Genomic DNA, 20,364 nt, shown 5'->3' with positions numbered 1-20,364 from the left:
GAATTTAATTATCTCAATTTATTCCATTTTTATCTCACCTCATTTCGCTGGCTTGATTTGCTGAAAATATTCCAATTTAGTCAAATATACAATCTTTATTCTTTTCGACATATTCTTGTAAATATTCACACAAAGATAGATAAAAAGCTCCATATTTCATGTCTGTTTCTACAAAATCATCTTTTCCCCCTTCTTCAAGAGCCTTTATATAATTATTGGCAATTTCTTCGTTACTGATTTCAATTAATGCTTCTTTTAATTCTGTCGGATTTATAAGTGGATAGTGATCTTTGTATAAACTAAATCCCCCATTATTCATTGATGCATCATAGTTAAAACAAATTACTGCTTTTCGTTGTATTGCGGATAATGTTGATAAATTTCTAGAACATACATTGTCAATAAAATTATTCCAACGTTGATCTTTTTCAGTTAATATATAAGAGCTCTTCTCTTTGTTAAATAAATTTAATAATTTCATCTTTTGGAATAGATTGATTTTCGTATTTTGAGGGCACTAGAACTTAGCATTTGACAAGTAAAAGGTACTTCATGTATAAATGAGTGAGATATTTCTTTATTTTTCATTTTTTCCTCTCTGCCGGAAGGTGCATTCTAACATTGTTTTAAACCGCAAACGGGTTTAGTCCCGTTTGTCGGCTTTGAAAACGGTGTTAGGCGAATTCTATAAAGAACCTAACTTTTTTAATATTTCCTCTTTTTCCTTTTCAAGAGCTTTATCTGTGATATCTATGGCTGGTTGAAAAATATTCATGTCCATTTCAAAATGATTAAATTCATTTAATAGAGTTTTCTTTGATAAGAAGAAAATTCTATTCTTTGTATTTTCCAGGTCTTTTTTGCTACTTGGGAAAGCTTTATTTATTATTTGATTTAGCATACAATTATTTTTTGTATCTACCCCATATTTATCAACAAGTTTTTTTTCGACAGTCATTCGCAGATAAAGGTAGGTAAAGCTGTGCATTAGCGTTTTTGCCAACAATGGGAATTTATCCTTTTTTAAAATATTTAAATCATCAATATCATAAGATAAAATATCATGTACTGATATAACGTGTTCATTTTCTATAATATTTGTTTGGAATAATTCATTATATAATAAAGATAAATTTACGCTTTCTGTCTCATATCCATGCATTATTTTTGTCAATTTGTCTTTTTTTTCATTATTTTGGATTAAATAGCAATAACCTCGAAGAAAGGGGACGATTGATATAAGAAATGCCTTTTCATTCAATATTTCAGGTGCAATGTCTGAACAAAAAAGTTTAATCAATGATGGAATATATAATAATATACGTTTTTCATGATCATTTATTTTTAAGAAACCGTTATTTTCACCTTCAGTATTGTTCATATAGTATAAGATAAAAGAATTATTTAATTGATGCTCTAACAATTTTATTAAGTCAGTATTATGTGTAAGAATTAAAGAATATTTATCACTTAAAAATTTGATTATGGCATATGCAATTTTATTTTTATAAATAGAATCAAAGCTTGAAATAGGGTCATCTAAAACGACTAATTGTTCGTTGACTTTTTTTGCTTTCAGTAGTTCAAATGATAATGACAAAAAATTCTGTTCGCCATTACTAAGCTTCAAGCTTGTTCTTTCCTGGTTTAAGAATTCTTTATTATCTAATAATAAACGTATATTCTTGTTTTCATCACGAGACAATGTTATCTTTTTTTCTAAGCAACTGTTTAAGAAGCTTTCTATAAAAATAACATCTTCATCCTCGAATTCAGGTTTTTCAGATACTATTTTCTTGTATTCATTATAAATATTTAATAGATTTGCGTCTTTTATAGCATTGATAAATTCATTCGTCAAAAGATTTTTGTATAAAACTTCATACGTTTCAATTTCTGCTAACAACTTATCTAAAATATCCAAATTACCTGTAAAAAAAATTTCTTCCAAAGCTTTTTTTATTTCAAATTTGTCATCTGCAGGGACTTTCATAATAATCCCATCTATTATTTTTTTGAATTATCTGATAGCGTATTATAAGCATTTTTATTTTCGTTTGATTTTTTTTGCTAATAGAGCTTCTTGATTTATATCGTTATCGCATACGATGCAATTATGTATATTTTGATATTTTTTTAATATTGATATAGCATCGTTCGTCTGTTCAATTTTTATATATTGCTCTTCTTTACAGAATGTATCTTTTTTAAGTTGTCGTAAAGCATTTAAGTATGAGGTTTTGTCTTTTTTATTATCAACAAAAAAATAAAATTTCTCATCATCATAAGATGATACGTCAAGAGCATTTTTTTCGTTAAAATAATTTAAAAAATCTTCCTTATCGATATTATTTCCTTTTTGCTTATTATTCGCTAAATCAGAAATATAGTCTTTTAACTTATCATCATCCAACAAAGATAAAAATACAGAGTTCTTTGTTGTAATACCAAATCTAACTTTTAATACATTTATTAATGAGTCATATAAATTTCGAAATCCTTTATCTAATTGTTCTTTCAGTTGATATTCTTTTTTTATGTTATCTCCAAGTATAAAATCTTCAGTTGAGCCTTCTATTATATTTCTTCCGTTTTGGTCATGAATTATATGAGCGAAAGGTTCTCCATTATTTGTATATCTTATGTTGTTAAATTCAATATCAAACTCAGAATTTGCAGCTTTTTCTAAAATTGAAGATAAACTTGTTTTTCCAGTTCCATTTGGACCATATATTACAGCAATTTTATTAGTGCTGAATTCTATTTCATTATTTTGGGTAAGTTTTTCATATTCTGCACAAAATATACGTTCCCTTTTTAATTTGAATATTTTCATCATGATATTATATTCCTCCATAATAATAGCGCAGCGAACCGTCCGCCTAACGGGGCGGCGGATAAGCTGCAAGAAGCGAGAAAGCCGAAAGGCTTTTGAGCTTTGCCGTCAGCTTAATTCGCGTGTTGGACGGCGCTGTGCGCCGGACGACAGGCGGAGGTTCCGCCGCTCCGTTGAACGGGCGCGCAGCGGCCGTTCAACTAACGCTTAACCTGCATTTGCGGCTGTCCGCAATGTCAGGTTGAAGCGGGTGTTAGGCAAAAAATATTATCGGTCATTAGCTTTAATGCTTTTGTTTTGCACTTTTTTCTGTTTATTTCTTTTGCACTTTTTGAATGGTTGATAATATCTCCATACTTCATTGTGGATGAGAAATATTTATTTCCTAAGGTATCATCTATTTCAATTCTTACCTTATCATTTGCCTCTAGTTTATTGCCAATACTATCAAGTAAGCTATCTGTACCCATGTCATCCTTAAATATCTCGTTTTTTCGTAATATGTGAGGTAATTTTGTTTTTCCTGACATATCAATACAAGCAACTGAATCTGCTTGAACTCCCATTAGTTCTATCTTTTTTCCACAAAAATTAAGAGCAATTGTTTTAATATGAATTTCTTCTTTGCCAAAGTTTGTAACTTCTGTTGATAATACAGCAACAACTGGTGAGAAGTTTCCAAAAACATCTTTTGTGAATACTATGTTAAATTTTGTTTTAATTTTTATTTTTCTCCTATTGTTATTAACAGAAGAAATAATATTCCAACTTAGCGAAACTGTTGATACAACAGCAGCATAAATTGCCACCATAACTTTTGGATCCACCCAATCATTTGTAGTCATTCTTGAACTCCTTTTAATAGTAATAATTTATATTCCTAATATCATTCTCAGAATACCCCGTCGTATTTTTCTTTTCAATAATCAATGCAGAAATATTTCCCTCCGCCGGAGGCGTGTGCCTAACTTCTTTTCGCCCCTTCCTCATAATATCATACGAACGCCCCATTTGCAATCTAAACTATCGCGGATTAAACCAATAACATCTTTCTTCTATAATATTCCCAAGAACATATCATCAACAGCTAGATTAGGCCTATCTTCACTAAATAGGATACATTTTCGGTTGATAGGGCATGAAAATCGACTGCAACCACTTTGTAAGAACAACACTCCAACATGCGGATAAAAAGACCTCAGTCATTCCTGAGCAAAAGAGAAAATATCTTTACGGTTTCCTCACGACTCAGTATACCAAGCAGTTGCTCAGACTTTTTTGGCATGGATGCCATTGTTCGGCGAATGTGCATCCATGCACATTCCTGACGGCGAGTTTTTGTTCCACAAAAACATCACTTCTGCTTGGAACCATCGGCATTCTTGTTGGAAATGATACGTTTAATATTTATTTTTGTGCAGCACGAAGTAGATGCACCCCTTCCGTAAGCTTTTTGAAATAGACGCCACAGATGCTAGGAGCCTAGCCGAAATAAAGCGGAGACGTATCGGGTATACGTTGAGCATTTATTTCGGCGTAGCGACAACGCAGATGTGCCGTATATTTCAAAAGGTATGAGGGAAGGCCTTCTGAATAACCTCCTCCATCCTTGTAACAGGATGGAACTGAATGCCTTTCTTGATGTGCTCGGGGATTTTTTCGAGGTCGCGGATATTTGCGGCGGGGATGATAATCTCCTTGATACCGTTGCGGCGGGCGGCGATGGTTTTTTCTTTTAAGCCGCCGATCGGGAGTACCTGACCGGTCAGCGAAAGCTCTCCCGTCATAGCGAGCTTCGGTTTAATCACCTTACCGGACAACAGCGAAAGCAGTGCAACAGTCATCGTGATGCCGGCGGAAGGGCCGTCTTTGGGTGTTGCGCCTTCCGGAATGTGCAGGTGGATAACGTGGCTTTCAAACCACTTAACGCTTGCAATACCATGTGCGTCGGCAAAGTGGCGCACCCATGTCCATGCAATCGAGGCAGACTCCTTCATCACATTGCCCATCTGACCGGTCAGGCGGAATTGCCCCTTGCCCTTATTCGGCAAGGCTTCTATCAGCAGGGTATCGCCGCCCATGCTTGTCCATGCAAGCCCGATCGCCGTGCCGGGAACCTTTGCGTATTTGATGTCATCGTCGCGGAAAATGGGTTTGCCGAGCATCTTTTCGATTTCGGCGGTATCCGGCGCAAACACATCTTTTTCGTCGCGCTCGCCGGTAACCAGCTCAACGGCGATTTTCCGGTGGAGCTTATCGAGGTTCTTTTCAAAGTTGCGTACCCCCGCCTCCCGTGCATAGCCGTTCGCAATATGCAGCAGTATCTGCTTGGAATATTTTACCTGCGCTTTCTTTAAGCCGTTTTTCTCAAGGCTTTTCGGCAACAGGTAGTTCTTTGCGATTTCTACCTTTTCCGAATCGATATAACCCGCGAGTTGAATAACTTCAGCGCGGTCGAGCAGCGGACGCGGAATACCGTCAAGCGTGTTCGCCGTCAGAATAAATACGATATGCGATAGGTCAAACGGCAGATCGAGGTAGTGGTCGCGGAACGAGACATTCTGTTCGGGGTCGAGCACTTCAAGCAAAGCGCTGGAAGGGTCACCCTGATAGCTTTGCCCCATCTTATCGATCTCGTCAATCATAAAGACCGGCGCCTTTGTTTTCACGATTTTTAATCCCTGCAAAATCTTGCCGGGCATCGCGCCGATGTACGTTCTGCGGTGACCTTTAATTTCAGCCTCATCCCGCATACCGCCCACCGAGAACCGGAAAAACGGTTTATTCATCGCACGGGCAATCGACTTGCCGACACTCGTTTTACCGACACCGGGCGGTCCCACCAGCAAAACAATCGAGCCCTTCGTATCGTTTTTTAGCTTCCGTACCGCAAGGTATTCGATAATCCGCTTCTTTACATCCTCCAGCCCGTAATGATCCGCGTCCAAAACTTTTTTCGCTTCTTCTATATTATACGCTTCCGGTTCGGGAGGATTCCACGGGAGCGTTAGCGCGGTTTCAAGATAATTCCGTCCGACAATGTACTCAGGCGAATTCGGTTCAAGGAACTTGAATTTTTCAAACTCAGCTTCTATCGTCTCTTTTACTTCACCTTCAAAATGGAATGAGTCGATCAGCTTGCGGAATTTCTCTTCATCGGCATCCTTCGGATCGGAGCTCAAGCCCAGTTCTTTTTTGATGCTTTTGAGCTCTTCATGCAGAAAGTATTCGCGCTGATTTTTTTCAATCCGCGTATTCAGATCGGCCTGAATCTTCCGCTGGACATCGAGCAACTCTTTTTCTTTTTTGATATGAACAAAAACTTTTTCCATCCGTTCACGGACGTTGATCGTTTCCAGTATTTTTTGCTGATCCTCTTTCGGGATGTTTAAAATGCTGGCAGTAAAGTCCGCAATCTTTCCCGGATGGTCGATATTGACAATGTTGAGCCGCATCTCTTCCGTAAAGAGCGGGTTGTTTTCGGAAAGTTCTTTCATCTCTCCGATAAGCCCGCGCAGCATCGCCTTTACCTCAACCGTATTTTCTTCTTCATCTTCGAGATACTGAACCGCTACGACAATCGGTTTTTTCTCGTTGACAACTTTGCGGATTTTGAACCGCTTTAAGGTTGAAATAAGAATATTGATACCGCCGTCAGGCAGGTTGATTTTTTTGATAATTCGCGCAGCAGCTCCGATTTGATATACATCAGAGGCTCCCGGATCTTCCGTCTCGTTTTTTAACAGCGAAAGACCGATAAAACCGGTGCTGCCGTACGCTTCTTCGACAGAGCGGATATCATCGGCGTCGTTTATCAAAAGCGGGGTAAAAATCCCCGGATAAATAGGCCGGCCGTTCAGCGGAATAAGATTGATTTTTTTAGGCAAAAGTTCTTCGATTGGAATAACCGCCTTTGCGTCTTGTTGAGTTGACGTATCTGCCGCGTTCGGCGTATCTAAAGTCTTTGAAGTATCTGAATCCATAGCTCTAAATATCGTCATTATTCAACGAAAAGTCAATAAATGGCCTTTTATCTATTGGAAAAATGCGGTATACTGCCCCGTATGGGGACAAGTATTGTTTTTGTTAATCAAAAAGGCGGGGTAGGGAAGACCACTTCAGCCGTCAATATCGGCGCATACTTTGCACAGGCAGGGAAAAAAACGCTGCTTGTAGATTTTGATCCGCAAGGAAATATGTCGTCGGGTGTCGGGATTTCCAAAAAGCAGCCGAGTATTTATGATGCAATTGCCGGAAAAATTCCTATCCAAAAAACGGTCAGACCGACGGCGGTTAAGGATTTGTATGCAATCCCCGCCGATATCAATTTATCGGGTGCGACCATCGAACTGGTTGATCAGCAATCCCGAGAATTTTTTCTCCGCGACAATCTTGCGCTCCTTAAAGAAGAATACGAATATATTTTAATTGATTGCCCTCCGTCATTGGGGATTTTAACGCTGAACGGACTCGCCGCTGCGGATGAGGTATTTATTCCGTTGCAGTGTGAGTATTTTGCGCTTGAGGGCTTAACGCTCCTTTTGCAAACCGTTAAAAGAGTACAGGAAAAAATCAATCCCCGCCTTAAAATCGGCGGTATCTTTTTCACGATGTACGATTCCCGCACAAAGCTCGCGCAGGAAGTCGTGCAGCAGGTTACGGCTTATTTTAAAGACCGCGTATGCAGTACGATTATCCCGCGTAATGTCCGCCTCTCCGAAGCGCCCTCCCACGGGCTTCCCATCTGCAAGTATGACGATTCTTGTATCGGCGCCCGCAGCTATGCAAAACTCGCTCAGGAGGTGCTTGACCGTGCCTAAATCTGCACTGGGTAAAGGGCTCGATTCCTTGCTTTCTCCCGACATCACGGATTTGTACTCAAATGATGCTACTGCACAATCCTCGGATGTACAGCCAAATCACGGGCAATCTGCCATCGGGCAAACGGCGGGTGGCCAATCGGATAGCGGTTTGTCTGTAATGCAGCAGCAGGGTATGACGCAAGGGGCTGCTGTACAACAAGCCGGTACTCAAAATCGCGCCGATACGGTCGGTTCTGCTCCGGTTGAGCTTGACCCTGCGCTGTTAAAGCCTAATCCGTTTCAACCCCGCCGTACCTTTAACGAAGAGAGTTTGCAGGAGCTTGCCGCTTCCATCAAAGAACACGGGATTATTCAGCCGATTATCGCGGAAAAAAACGGCGATGAATACTATATTATTGCAGGAGAGCGGAGAACGAGGGCGGCGCTTTTAGCGGGGCTTACACGGGTTCCGGTTATCTTCCGTGAATTTGAAAACAGCAAAAAGCTTGAAATTGCACTTATCGAAAATATCCAGCGGGAAAACCTCAATCCGATTGAAGAGGCGAAGGCATATCAGGAGATTATGCAGCTGTCCAACCTCAGTCAGGAGGAAACCGCCAAGCGGGTAGGGAAGAGCAGGCCGGCGGTTGCCAATGCGATGCGGCTGTTACAGCTGCCCGACGAAATGCAGACGGCGCTGGAAAAAGGCTCCATCACCGCAGGTCATGCGCGGGCAATCCTCTCGCTTATTAATCCGGCGGATCAAACGCTGCTGTTTACCCGCATTACGGAGCAGTCGCTTTCGGTGCGTGAAGCGGAAATGCAGGCAGCTCAGTTGAAAAACGGTAGCCGCGCCGGACAGAAAAATACGGCACCGCAGCCGGTAAGCCGGCCGGAAGCGGATGATGCACAGCTTGCGGTCAAAGATATTGAGCAGCAATTTATCAATGCGCTGGGTACAAAAGTGGAAATTAAAGGCAACCTTGAAAAAGGCATCGTGCATATTTCGTACTTTTCGCAGGCGGATCTTGATGCGCTATATAATAAAATTGCCGCAAAATAGCATTGCAGGAACATAACCTTCGATGGCAAACCTTTCCGATTATGTAGTTTGGCGCGGCGATCTTCCCTTTGAGGTGCGTCCGTTCAATGCGGTAGACGCGCTGGTGCTGTGTCAACTTTCTTACCTTAACTTTTTCGATATTGTTCCAGCCCAATTTGGCGGCGGTATTACGCTGCGGGAAGCTGCCCGTATCTATGCCGCCGATTCTACGCGCGGAACCCCCGAAGAGTTCGGTGTGTTAATCAACCCGCTCACCGCTGATTTGCTCAAAACTGCTGGGGAAACGGAGCGCTTCGGTTCCATTCTTTTAAAAGGCTTTGTGAATGAGATTGACCGCAGTGCGGATAAGCAGTTTGCCGCAATTACAGCCCTGCTTCCAACGGGGGCTGCCTGTGTTGTCTATCGAGGTACGGATGACTCGATTATCGGATGGAAAGAAGACTGCCTTTTGAGCCTTTCCGCCCCCATCCCCTCTCATGCTGCAGCGGCGGATTATCTTTCGGCGGCTGCGGAAGCTGCCGTTGTGTGCAGCACCGAAAAGCTCTATATTGCGGGGCATTCTAAGGGCGGAAACCTTGCGCTCTATGCGGCTGGGACTGCCGCCGCTTCGATACAGGAGCGGATTGAGCGGGTGTTCTGCTTTGACGGTCCGGGCTTTGCCTTTGATATTGAACAGCGGAGCGGATTTCAAGCGATTATCCCTAAAATCTCTTCCTTTATTCCGCAGTCGTCTGTTGTCGGTGTGCTTTTATCCTATCTGCCGCATTATACCGTTATTGAAAGCGCCGAAACCAACACCTTCTGGCAGCATGATGTATTTTCTTGGCAAATTAAACGGGATGAGTTTGTAACCTATCAGCAAGGGCGGACAAAGGAAAGCTATTTTGCGGAAAAAACCATGCAAGAATGGCTTTCTCATCTTACCGATACCGAGCGGAAAGAATTTATCGAAACGTTGTTTGCCGTTCTGTTCGGCACCGGTGCGGAAACACTCAGTGAATTAACGGCTAACGGACTTGCTCATTCACTGCATATTTTAAAAGAGCTGCATACGGTAGATTCTGACCGGCGGCGAGAGCTGTTTGCCGTTATCAAGGCCTTTTTCGGAGCCGTTTACACGCATTTCCCCTATCCGTAATGCCTTAATTCGTGCGAGGGGGTAATACCCCGATGCTTTGCGTCGGGGTTGTTGATTGTAAAAGTTAGGAACAGCGCTCGCAGTCCGGATTTTTACCTCAAACTGCGAGGAGTTGCATTACCCTAGTCGTTTTCTTCCGCTAATTCAAGGCTTTCAATATTCGGTTTGAATGCCTTACTACAGATAATAAAGCAAGCAAAGCTAACCGCCAATCCCGGAAGAATGGGGTCAAGACCGAAAAGCGAAGTCTTTGTTTGTTCAAGAATGATAACGACAATGCTGCCGGCAATGAGTGACGCTATAGCACCGATATTTGAAGCCTGCTTCCAATAGTGCCCCATAACATACGGGAAGAAAGCTCCTGCTGCCCGTAGTGTAAACGAGAACATCAGCAGCTTAATAATACTGCCTGTGTTAAACAGTGCGATGATCATACCGAATACACCGACTATCAACATGGTGATTTGTGTAACCCGCATAACTTCCTGGTTCGTTGCATTGGGTTTGATATAAATTTTGTAAATATCGTTCCCGAATATGGAGCCTGCGCCCAGTAAGTCAGAGTCGGCGCTCGACATCGTTGCAGAAATAATACCGGAAAAGAGAAGTCCGACAATCAATGCAGGCATTGTTGCCATCGCTAAATGCGGCAGCGCATATTTCGGACCTTGGCTCAGTATGATATCTCCATCTATTTTTTTCATATTGATAAGTGCCAACGTAATGATACCGAGAAGCGTTGGAATAAAGGCATACGCAAAGTTCAGTATTGCAGAAATGATTGACCCCTGTACGGCAGCTTTTTCATCACGAGCGGCATAGTAGCGCGAAACTGCCTCTTGCCCTACCGAAAAAGATGCAACATACATAATCGTCATCGAAATAATCGCGCCGACGCCAATGCCCTTAAACGGACTGAATGTGTCGGGCGGAACATTTGCTACGACGGCTTGCATACCGCCTGCAAGATTGAGAGAGAACGGCAACGCAAGTGCCATACCGATGATAATCAAGAATACCTGTACAAAGTCTGTAATGGTAACGCTCCATAAACCGCCCATAATCGAATATACGGTAACAACAATCGCAACGATGATAACCGCTACGGAGTAATTTATGTTCAGCATAAAAGATACGATTGTCGCGGAAGCGATAAACTGAGAGGCTGTCAAACCGATCAGCGGTAAAATCATAATAATTGCGGTAATCAACCCTGCCGAGCCGCTGTATCGGCGTCTAAAGTATTCGGGTACGGTTTTAACCATTGTCCGGCGTAGACGGGGGGCAAATACGGCAAGTACGATATAGGCAATACCCATCGTTGCAACATACCAAAATGCGCTCAATCCCCAATTCGTAAAGGATTTTTCTGCGACACCGAGCGAGCTTCCTCCTCCGATTTCCGTAGCAGTCAATGTTCCTGCCATTAAAATCGGTCCCAGCCGCCTTCCGGCTACCATAAAATCTTCGTTCGTTTTAATCTTTTTTGAAGATGCCCAGCCGATGAAAAGCATCAATAAAAGATATGCGACAACAATGACCAATACTATCGTATTCATAGCTCCTCCTGTTTATGGGCATCTCTACAGGTGATTAAAATTTTAGAAATGCCATAACTATATTACTATAGTTTCTTATAATTTGCTACTTCCGGTTTTTTACATATTAAACCTGTTCGGAAAATTGAAAATTATTGACATTTTGAGGTATTCAGTATAAAGTTTAAGATGACAGTTATCTACTGTTATAAGGAGCAAACATGACTGGAATCATGATGGTGATCGTTTGTATTGCTCTCGTAATTATCGGTTTAATTCTTGGATGGACGATTCGCTGGCTGTATGCCAGATTTCAACTATCTGCTTCTGAACAGCGTGCAGAGCGGGTTTTACAGGAGGCTATAAAAGAGGCTGAAGCTCAAAAGAAGGATATTCTTCTTGAGGCAAAAGAACAACTTATTCGGGAAAGAAATCAACAAGAACGAGAGAACCGCGAACGGAGAAGCGACCTTCAACGGATGGAACGCCGCTTAACCCAAAAAGAAGAACAGCTGGATAAACGGCTGGAATTGGCAGAAAAAAATGAAAAGCAACTCGTTGAGCGGAAGGATGCGCTTGACGAACGTGAAAAAGTCTTGGATGGGGAGGAAGAACGGTATAAGGAAGAACTGGAGCGGATTTCCGGTTTAACACAGGCGCAGGCCAAGGATTTAATTATCCAGAGCCTTGCAAATGAGGCGAAGAAGGATGCGCAGGTTCTTATCAATAGAATAGAAGAAGAAGCCAACCTTACCGCTGAAAAAAAAGCGCGTGATATCTTGGTTACGACCATTCAGCGGCTTACTACGGAGACAACAAGCGATATAACCGTTTCTACGGTGAGCTTACCGAGTGATGAAATGAAGGGGCGGATTATCGGGCGTGAGGGGCGCAATATACGTGCGCTGGAAACCTTGACCGGCGTCGATATTATTATTGATGATACGCCCGAGGCTGTCGTTATTTCCTGTTTCGATCCGGTGCGGAAAGAAATTGCCCGTATCGCATTGGAACGGCTTATTCTGGATGGCCGAATCCACCCTGCGCGGATTGAAGAAATTGTGCAGAAGGTTACGCGCGAAATTTCGCAAACCGTGTATGAAGAAGGGGAAAAAGTGCTCTTTGACCTCGGTATTCACGATATGGGACAGGAAATGGTGCGTGCACTCGGACGCTTGCATTTTAGGACAAGCTACGGGCAGAACGTATTGCAGCATTCCAAAGAAGTCGCTATTTTGGCAGGTACGCTTGCCGCAGAAATCGGCGCGAATGTGGAAATCGCAAAACGCGGCGGTTTACTGCATGATATCGGTAAAGGTGCCGAAGCGGATTCCGACAAGAACCACGCCGAAGTTGGTATGGAGATGACGCGGAAGATGAGCCTCGATCCGCGTATCGTCAATGCGGTTGGTTCGCACCATAATGATATTGAGCCATCCTGTGTGGAATCCATACTGGTGCAGATTGCCGATGCTATTTCTGCCGCACGGCCGGGTGCCCGCCGCGAAACGATGGACAATTACGTCAGACGGCTCGAAAACCTTGAAGCAATTGCAGAAGGGTTCCAAGGCGTTGAAAAAGCGTATGCAATCCAAGCAGGCCGCGAGTTACGGGTATTGGTAAACAATGAAAAGATACCCGACCAAGAAGTGAAGGCCTTGGGCAGGGATATTGCGAAAAAGATTGAAAATGATCTGAAATATCCCGGCCGTATCCGCGTAACGCTCATCCGCGAAACACGTATTATCGAATACGCACGATAACGGAAATGTTCGGTAAAGCAATTCTATTTATCGATAATCGGTAATGAGTAGTAAAAGGCCGTCCTTAATAGGGCGGCTTTTTTATTATTTACTACATAAGTTCTATATAAATTTTAATCATAAAACCCGTAATAACTATATGACCAATAATAGCAATAATAAAATTAATTATTTTGTAGTTTAAGCTTGAATAGTCATTTTTTTTACCGATTCTGATTACAAAAATCTCATTCACCATTTCTAATGTCTGATAATATCTGGTACAAATCAGTATTAACTGGCTAAGAAATATCATTATGCAAAACGGCAGAAGTGAAATCACTAAATATTCAGTATTGAAACTTTTTTCTACTATTGTTCTATTAATTGAGAGTATGATGAAAGGTATATTTATTATCAAAGAATAAATTATAGAAAATGTAAATAAATGTATATATTTCAATTGGAAGTATTTTTCAACGAAATATAAAAAGGAACCTTTTTTATATTTATTTTCTTTTAAACTTTCTTTTTTATCTAAAACAATATCACCTGATAATTTCTTTCCGATTTTATTTATTTCAATCAAGACTTCATCGTAAATATTTTCATTTACAAATAATTCGTACTTTCCTGAAGCATTTCGGATTTCACTTTCATAATATTTATCATTTAAATGATTTTTTAAGAAGCTACTTTCTCTTTTATCATTCGTTTCAAATACTTTTTTCATATACTTACCTATTATAAGTCACAAAGTCACTTACACCTTAAATATAAATACTTCCGATAGGAACTTTATGCTCGGGGCTGTTCATTTGTCTGAGATTTAAGTCTGATGATAGTGATGTCAGAGTTGTTCGGACCATATACCCAGCAAATTATGCTTGAGCACTCATTTTTTGCTTCAAATAATTACAAATCCTTAGCGTCATGGAAATTTTCTACATAAATTTGAAGATGTATCTCTTTGCCTTCTAATGTTTTCACAAAGATATCATATACCTGCAAATTTCTAAGTTTAGTAAAAGTATTCGTATCCGGTTCTTCTGCAGTTCCTGCCATTTCTGAATCTAAATCCTTTTCGCCAAGTGTATTAAGCAAGGTGGAGAACTTTACTTGATTCTTCTTAACTTGTTTATTCAGTTTTTTGAGTGAAGATTCTTTTACGGTAAATAATGTAACCATATAAGCTACTTCATTATTACTTGCATCCAAGGCCTGTACCATAGAGGTGCATTTCATTCCTGTTATTTCAAATTTTTTTTCTGTCGCAGATGTTATTACAATATCAGCTTTTCCTTGAGGTACGATATTGGTCTGCAATGCTGTTACCCCTGTTCCTTTTGCAACCACGCCTCCCAAATACATTGCAACATCATCATTCACTTCCGTAAACATTTTTTTAGGTTCATACTCATTGGGGAAACCATGGCTTCCAATAACTACCAATACTAATAATAAAAAGAGTTTTCTCATTTTTTCTCCTTCGCGCCGTAGGTGTCAACCTAACATTATTTTAAACCGTATTACATGAAAGTACAATATCGGCTTCAAAAACGGCGTTAGCCGTTTTGTTCTTTAGTAATAATCCATTTATTTTTTGTTTTTGAAGCAACATATCCTTTTGGCAATATATACATTGCTTCATACAATGGATATTTAATAATTATTTCTTCTAATGCCACAACTCTAGCATCTTCAGTATTCAATTGTCTGCCAGATAAAAATTGCCAAGATTCATCTTCATTAGAATATACTACTAATTTTATTTTTTCATTATTTTCGAGAACATATTTATCTGTAAAAGTTATCGAACTTTTTGTTTGTAAAAATTTCCATTCTTTTTTATCGATAACGAAATTATATGTATTAATTAGTAGAATCAGCAAAACCATCCAATAAAGATTATATAAGATGCAAATTGCTTTGTTGCTAAATAATTGACCCTTTAAAATAAAAGAAATTATATTAAGAATAACATAAATTACAATTAAATATATAGAGACTTTATAACTAAAATATTCTCTTTTCTTATTTTTCCATAAATTATTTAAAAGCATTTCATAAATTTCAATATTTTCGCGCACGAATTCATCAGTCTTTTGAATATTAGATTTTTTTCTTGCATCTAATTTTTTTTTACTCACTTTATTGCACAATATTGTCACACATAATCCAACACATATTAAAGCAAACGAAATCAATAGGTAATTTATTGAGGATAACAAATTATGATCTTTAATAAAATAATACATTTTTACCCCTTAACTTCCAGCGCGGCGCACTGTGCGTATAACATTCGCTTAATCTGCACTTGCGGTCTGTCTGCAATGTCAGGTTGAAGCGGTGCAAAGATGCGGAAAGCAACTTTTGTGACAAAGGTTTTATCGGCTTTGAAAACCTTGTTATGCTTTTTTTATTTTTACCTTGCCAGTTGATTTTAATAACTGAATCATATTTAGTAAAATACAAATACCACACAAAAACAACGATAAATATATATTTGTAAGTAATTCTCTTTTGACTTCAGGTTCTCTTACTGATTCAAAAGAAAGCTTTACAATTTCAAATATTGGATACCCTTTTATTTCTGGAAGCTTTAATACTTCTTTTATAATAACAGCAATATAACTTAAATATACTCCAACAGCCGTATATACCAAACTTATTAAAGAAATTATAAGTACACCTATCTTGTTCATTTTGCCTTTTGCCCAAACATAGCCTTTTTGTGAAAGATAAAAATATATTAAACCTGACGCACCTGCGATTCTACCTAATAAAAATAAAATGAATGTTACTAATATTCCAGGAATAGAAAAAACTATTGCTGCTATTGAACCTTGAAGATAATTATTTGGTTGGAGCCTAAAATCTTCATACGCATTGTTAATTTTAGTTTCTAATCTTTTTGCACAAGAAGAACACATTGGAACCGGAATACCATCAACATCAAATAGATTAAGTCCATCTGTTGCTGTACAGTTATCTCCACTGCATTTTGATTTTTCTTGTGGGTATTTTTGTTTAATATACTCAGTTATGTCTTCAATTACTTCTTTTATTTTTGAAATTTTGAAAGGTAAAAAATATTCTGCAAATATAATACAAACATTAGAAGACTGATCGTGAAAAAAATCTATAGTTTTTGCATATCCTTTCCTTTTCCAAGATAAAATTTTCTTTTTATCATCTTCATTTAATTCAATTGGAAATATGAAATTCACATTTTTCTGATTCGCCCCATCTGCAAACATAACATATGTATTATTTATAAATCCATAAAAATATGTTCCGTTATTTTTGAACCCAAATTCTTTGCCCAATTTTTTTAAACCTGGAAAAACCATCCTATTCCCCCTTTTTCTAAAAACCACGCCTATAGCGTGTGAGCATAACATTGTTTTAAACTGCAACGCAGCTTGTCTGCGTTGTCAGCTTTGAAAACGGTGTTAGGTTCTATCTCTCTACGAATTTGAAACCTTACTATTTGCAAGATTTCCTTTTTGTAAATTGCTCTTTTTCAGAATCTGTTAACGAAGAAATAGGAACCCCCTTTCTCTTTTGCATAGTTACGCAACGCTTTCATATTGACTCGCCTTAAAGTTCTATTCCATTTTTTAATCGAGATTGAGTCGATTAAAAAATATTCTTTATTTAAATTCTATATCACAGTTTATATAACTGCTGTATACAATTTCTAGGGTGGATAAATCTAAAACATTTAGCATAAAAGATTCTATTGTTGAAACTCGTTGTTCTCTGGAATTTCCCATTCCTATATATACCAGATAAAATTTATTACCTTTTTCAACTAGATTGAATCCCCATTGTCCTTCATTGATTTTTAAAATTTCTCTTTCGTCTTCAAATGCTTTTCCTTCGTTTTTAAGGACTTCACCCCTTCGCTTATAAATAATTATCTCAAAATTAGAAGCCATGTAACCAACCGAAGTATAATAAGGTTTCGCGATGATTTTTTTATCTAAAACTTCACGCTCAATTATTTCAGGATGGTCGCCTTTGAGTCCCATGAATGAATAATCAAACGTAGCCATTTTTTCAATTATGCCAGAAGAAATCCATTTCTTTTCATCATTTGTAAGATTATAAACATAACAGGCTCTTGCCGTTGATTCTTTTTTCCATTTTTTATTTTTAAATGAAAGAAGATTATATGCTACAAGACGTCTATTATCAAAATTACGTTCCTCTTCAAAAAATAAAGTTTTTCCTGTAATGGGATTTTGAACAGGATAGACTAACCCGCAATTTCCAGCTGAGCCGTCACCGTAATAATATATAATCCATTTTTGTTTTTTACTGTCAAAGCGAAAAATCGTAAGATAGGGGAATCTGCCGCTTCCTTCAATCTGCATCATCGCAATTAATCTGTCTTTTACATCATCAAGATATATTTCTGTGCAGTAAAGATTAGCATTCTTAGTATAAGATATTTCATTTGGAAGGAAACCACACTTTTCACGATCAGAAACTTCTATTGTGGTATAGTTTAATTTATTTTCATAATTCTCATAAGTTGTATATTCATGATTTTTTATCCAATTTGCGTAATATAAAATATTATCAATTTCAGATTTCCGAGAATTTGATGCAAATAGATTTAATGAGGCTATTAATATAAAAAGTAATACTAGAAATATATCCTTTAATTTCATTTCTTTCCCTCATACCAAGCACCCCACGGGGGCAGTCTAACGTTCACTTAACCTGCATTTGTGCCTTTGTCGACGCAAAGCGTAAGGCAAAGTTGGCGCGAAAGTTGCATTAAAAAGGGAGCTGCACTAGCAGCGACCGATTCCAGCAACTTTCGTGACAAAACAAATGTCAGGTTGAAGCGGGTGTTATGTGTTAATTTTCAATTTCCCTTTTAAATAAAATTATAAGCAAAACTTTTATATCTTAATAGTTCGATTAAATTCTTGCCCCCACTCTTTTAGCTAAATATCAAAAACCTGATTATCATCATACATATTAAAAAAAATATTTTACATTTTTTTCTACTTACTCAGCAAATTGAGTAACTGTATAGTAAAGACAATAGTAATGTAATCAATATGCGAACTATAATATGAGACCATTCTAAATTCCCAACCACATAACCGGTAAAAATTACTAATGGAATCATTAACACTAAAGAAAGATATACAAGCCATGGTAGATTCGTAACCGCAGCCGAAATCAACAAAATAGATCCGACAAAATACAGCAAGTGAACAGTTTTAAAACCTATCCCCTTAATTTCTGCAATCACTGCAATAAGAGTCAGAATTGCATAAAATCCGATAAATCCTCTAGAAAAAATATTAAGTATAGTTTTCAATTTTCTCCCTCTTTAAATAAAATTATAAGCAAAATTTTTATATCTTAATAGTTCGATTGTAATTAAACTAAGTTATTTGAGATGATGCACATATAGGTAACATTATCATCATATATGAAATCGTATTATACCCTATATGAGCAAGGATACAAGAAAATATAGAATCAGTATAAAAATAAAGCAAACCTAAAATTATGCCGCATATAAATGAAGGTACCATTTGAACGATATTAAAATGGAGTATTGAAAAAAGTGTAGCAGATATGAGCAAGGCAACAATTTTCCCGTAGTTTGTGCAAAAACCGTTAAGCAAAAATCCTCTCATTAAAACTTCCTCAAGAATAGGCGCAAGGATACAAAAATCAAAAAAAGTGGCAATCGGCGATATCTTTATTAAGCGGATAGTTTGTTGATAGTTTTCTTTACTTGATGGAAATAAATTTTCAAATATGGGATCTAATCCCTTATCTAAAAGAAAATAAAATAATATGGAACACCCTAATGCTAATATTATTCCTTGAAAAGAAATATTTGAAAACAAATGTAGTTTGAAATTTGTTTTTGTCATTAGTAGATTAAGAAATATTATTATACATAAAGCAACAGTAATTAAGTTTAAAACCCTACTTTGTTCAGGGGCAATCTTTCTCCATATTGAAATATCAAGAATCGTATACAGAATCATAAAGCCAAACCAAACAAGCATCCATAGAATTCCTTTTCCAATAGATATTCCATTACTCATATAATCGTTTCTCCTCAATAATCTCTAACTTAAATTTTCTCTTTTTTATTTTAGCATAAATTGATAATCCTTTCAATTTTCGAAAAGATATGCAAATCCTTTTTTTGACTTAGTCTTTGTATCTAAATTATATTTAAAAAAACAAAGTGCTTGCTGACTATAAAAAAATAAATAAACATCATAAAAAATAACTTTTTTTATGCAGAATGGCTGCTCTATTAAAATCTATATAATCTTCCAAACTTGATTTACCTTTTAAAACATATTCCATTTTTTTCTACCCCGCGCCCTACTAGGTGTCCACATAACATTGTTTTAAACCGCAAACGGGCACAGTCCCGTTTGTCGGCTTTGAAAACTGTGTTATGTGTTATTTTCTTTAAGTTTATAAGCTATAATATTAACAGTTCCTTTTCCTTTATATTTAGTCATTTCATATAAATCAGATTTTCGTTCAATATATTCAGGCAATTTTTTAACACCATATTTTGATATGTCAAAATCAGGTTTTACCCTTTTTATATATGTTCCTGCGGAACTTACATTTGTATATCCAGTTTCGTCATCTTGATAAGAATTTGCAGCAATTTGTAACAATCTATCTAATTCGTCTATTTCTGTTTCTTTGTTATTTACATTATTTTCAACTTCCTCAATAACTTCATCAGAATCCATGTTAAGTTTTTCTAAACAAAGATATAGATCACAAGATTGTTTAAAAGCTTCTGAGGCAGACTCTTTACCTACACCTATCACGAATTTGCCTGATTCACGCAGTTTAATAGCTAAAGGAGTAAAATCGCTATCACTTGAAACAATTGCATATGTATCATAATTGGAAGTATATAGAAAATCTAAGGCATCTATTACTAATGCCATGTCAGTTGCATTTTTACCTTTTACATAATCAATCTGTTGGATTGGTTTAATAGCGAGATTTCTAAAATCATCTTCCCATTTCTTTAACACTTCTTTTGTCCAATTACCATAGGCTCTTTTTACAACAATTCTACCGTATGCTGAAATTTCCATTATTACAGATTTCATTTTTTTTCTTGCGTATTATCAGCATCGATTAATAAAGCAATTATTTGTTCACTATTTATCATTCTTCGGTTCCTCCTCATCTGCTCTAGTAGAGCAGTCCACATAA

At 37.9% G+C, this 20,364-nt stretch carries 17 protein-coding genes; 4 read left to right on the top strand and 13 right to left on the bottom strand.

Annotation, left to right across the window (positions count from 1 at the left end; all coding sequences use genetic code 11):
- Nucleotides 1-76: 76 nt before the first annotated feature.
- From QI63_RS02935 to lon, 5 genes are all read right to left on the bottom strand, one after another.
- Nucleotides 77-481: a DMP19 family protein gene (locus QI63_RS02935; RefSeq protein ID WP_044013739.1), complete on the bottom strand. Its 405-nt coding sequence runs from the start codon at nt 479-481 to the stop codon at nt 77-79.
- Between the two features lie 204 nt (nt 482-685).
- On the bottom strand, nt 686-1,993 hold the full coding sequence (locus QI63_RS13215) for a hypothetical protein (protein ID WP_235619762.1): 1,308 nt from the start codon (nt 1,991-1,993) through the stop codon (nt 686-688).
- Nucleotides 1,994-2,047: 54 nt separating this feature from the next.
- Complete coding sequence (locus QI63_RS13210) at nt 2,048-2,857, bottom strand: hypothetical protein (protein ID WP_235619761.1); 810 nt, start codon at nt 2,855-2,857, stop codon at nt 2,048-2,050.
- A 215-nt stretch (nt 2,858-3,072) separates the two neighbouring features.
- The gene (locus QI63_RS02925) at nt 3,073-3,681 is read right to left on the bottom strand and encodes a hypothetical protein (RefSeq protein ID WP_044013736.1); all 609 of its coding nucleotides are present in this window, start codon (nt 3,679-3,681) and stop codon (nt 3,073-3,075) included.
- A 720-nt stretch (nt 3,682-4,401) separates the two neighbouring features.
- Nucleotides 4,402-6,837: an endopeptidase La gene (lon, locus tag QI63_RS02920; RefSeq protein ID WP_235619760.1), complete on the bottom strand. Its 2,436-nt coding sequence runs from the start codon at nt 6,835-6,837 to the stop codon at nt 4,402-4,404.
- A 63-nt stretch (nt 6,838-6,900) separates the two neighbouring features.
- Between lon and QI63_RS02915 the strand changes: the two genes are divergently transcribed.
- Genes QI63_RS02915 through QI63_RS02905 form a run of 3 tightly spaced genes read left to right on the top strand, consistent with a single transcriptional unit; the run spans nt 6,901 to nt 9,839 of the window.
- Complete coding sequence (locus QI63_RS02915; RefSeq protein ID WP_044016959.1) at nt 6,901-7,656, top strand: ParA family protein; 756 nt, start codon at nt 6,901-6,903, stop codon at nt 7,654-7,656.
- Entirely contained in the window at nt 7,649-8,701 is a 1,053-nt protein-coding gene (locus QI63_RS02910) for a ParB/RepB/Spo0J family partition protein (protein ID WP_081984381.1), read from the top strand. The genes QI63_RS02915 and QI63_RS02910 overlap by 8 nt, the downstream gene beginning before the upstream one ends.
- Before the next feature lie 22 nt (nt 8,702-8,723).
- The gene (locus QI63_RS02905; protein ID WP_044013735.1) at nt 8,724-9,839 is read left to right on the top strand and encodes an Mbeg1-like protein; all 1,116 of its coding nucleotides are present in this window, start codon (nt 8,724-8,726) and stop codon (nt 9,837-9,839) included.
- A gap of 122 nt (nt 9,840-9,961) precedes the next feature.
- Here the strand turns inward: QI63_RS02905 and QI63_RS02900 are convergent, their stop codons facing one another.
- Nucleotides 9,962-11,398, bottom strand: a complete 1,437-nt coding sequence (locus QI63_RS02900; protein ID WP_044013733.1) for a sodium:solute symporter family protein — start codon at nt 11,396-11,398, stop codon at nt 9,962-9,964.
- A gap of 200 nt (nt 11,399-11,598) precedes the next feature.
- Between QI63_RS02900 and rny the strand changes: the two genes are divergently transcribed.
- Nucleotides 11,599-13,140 carry a ribonuclease Y gene (gene rny / locus QI63_RS02895; RefSeq protein ID WP_044013731.1) on the top strand — a complete coding sequence of 514 codons (1,542 nt, stop codon included), beginning with the start codon at nt 11,599-11,601 and terminating at the stop codon, nt 13,138-13,140.
- 91 nt (nt 13,141-13,231) lie between these two features.
- Here rny and QI63_RS02890 read toward each other — a convergent pair whose 3' ends face one another.
- The 7 genes from QI63_RS02890 to QI63_RS02860 form a co-directional block, all read right to left on the bottom strand.
- Nucleotides 13,232-13,852, bottom strand: coding sequence for a hypothetical protein (locus tag QI63_RS02890; protein WP_044013729.1), 621 nt, complete (start codon nt 13,850-13,852; stop codon nt 13,232-13,234).
- A gap of 182 nt (nt 13,853-14,034) precedes the next feature.
- Complete coding sequence (locus QI63_RS02885; protein WP_044013727.1) at nt 14,035-14,598, bottom strand: hypothetical protein; 564 nt, start codon at nt 14,596-14,598, stop codon at nt 14,035-14,037.
- 86 nt (nt 14,599-14,684) lie between these two features.
- A complete protein-coding gene (locus tag QI63_RS02880) occupies nt 14,685-15,269 on the bottom strand; it encodes a hypothetical protein (RefSeq protein ID WP_215904700.1) in 585 nt (194 codons plus the stop codon).
- A gap of 258 nt (nt 15,270-15,527) precedes the next feature.
- Nucleotides 15,528-16,472, bottom strand: a complete 945-nt coding sequence (locus QI63_RS02875; protein WP_044013723.1) for an SNARE-associated domain-containing protein — start codon at nt 16,470-16,472, stop codon at nt 15,528-15,530.
- A gap of 303 nt (nt 16,473-16,775) precedes the next feature.
- On the bottom strand, nt 16,776-17,801 hold the full coding sequence (locus QI63_RS02870) for a hypothetical protein (RefSeq protein WP_044013721.1): 1,026 nt from the start codon (nt 17,799-17,801) through the stop codon (nt 16,776-16,778).
- Nucleotides 17,802-18,533: 732 nt separating this feature from the next.
- A complete protein-coding gene (locus tag QI63_RS02865) occupies nt 18,534-19,211 on the bottom strand; it encodes a CPBP family intramembrane glutamic endopeptidase (RefSeq protein ID WP_044013719.1) in 678 nt (225 codons plus the stop codon).
- A 363-nt stretch (nt 19,212-19,574) separates the two neighbouring features.
- Nucleotides 19,575-20,258, bottom strand: a complete 684-nt coding sequence (locus QI63_RS02860) for an NYN domain-containing protein (RefSeq protein WP_255347325.1) — start codon at nt 20,256-20,258, stop codon at nt 19,575-19,577.
- Between the last annotated feature and the right edge of the window lie 106 nt (nt 20,259-20,364).

The organism is Treponema sp. OMZ 838 (assembly GCF_000775995.1).
Classification (GTDB): Bacteria; Spirochaetota; Spirochaetia; order Treponematales; family Treponemataceae; genus Treponema.
Note: the sequence above shows the minus strand (reverse complement) of the source record. Positions and strands in the feature narration are given on the sequence as shown.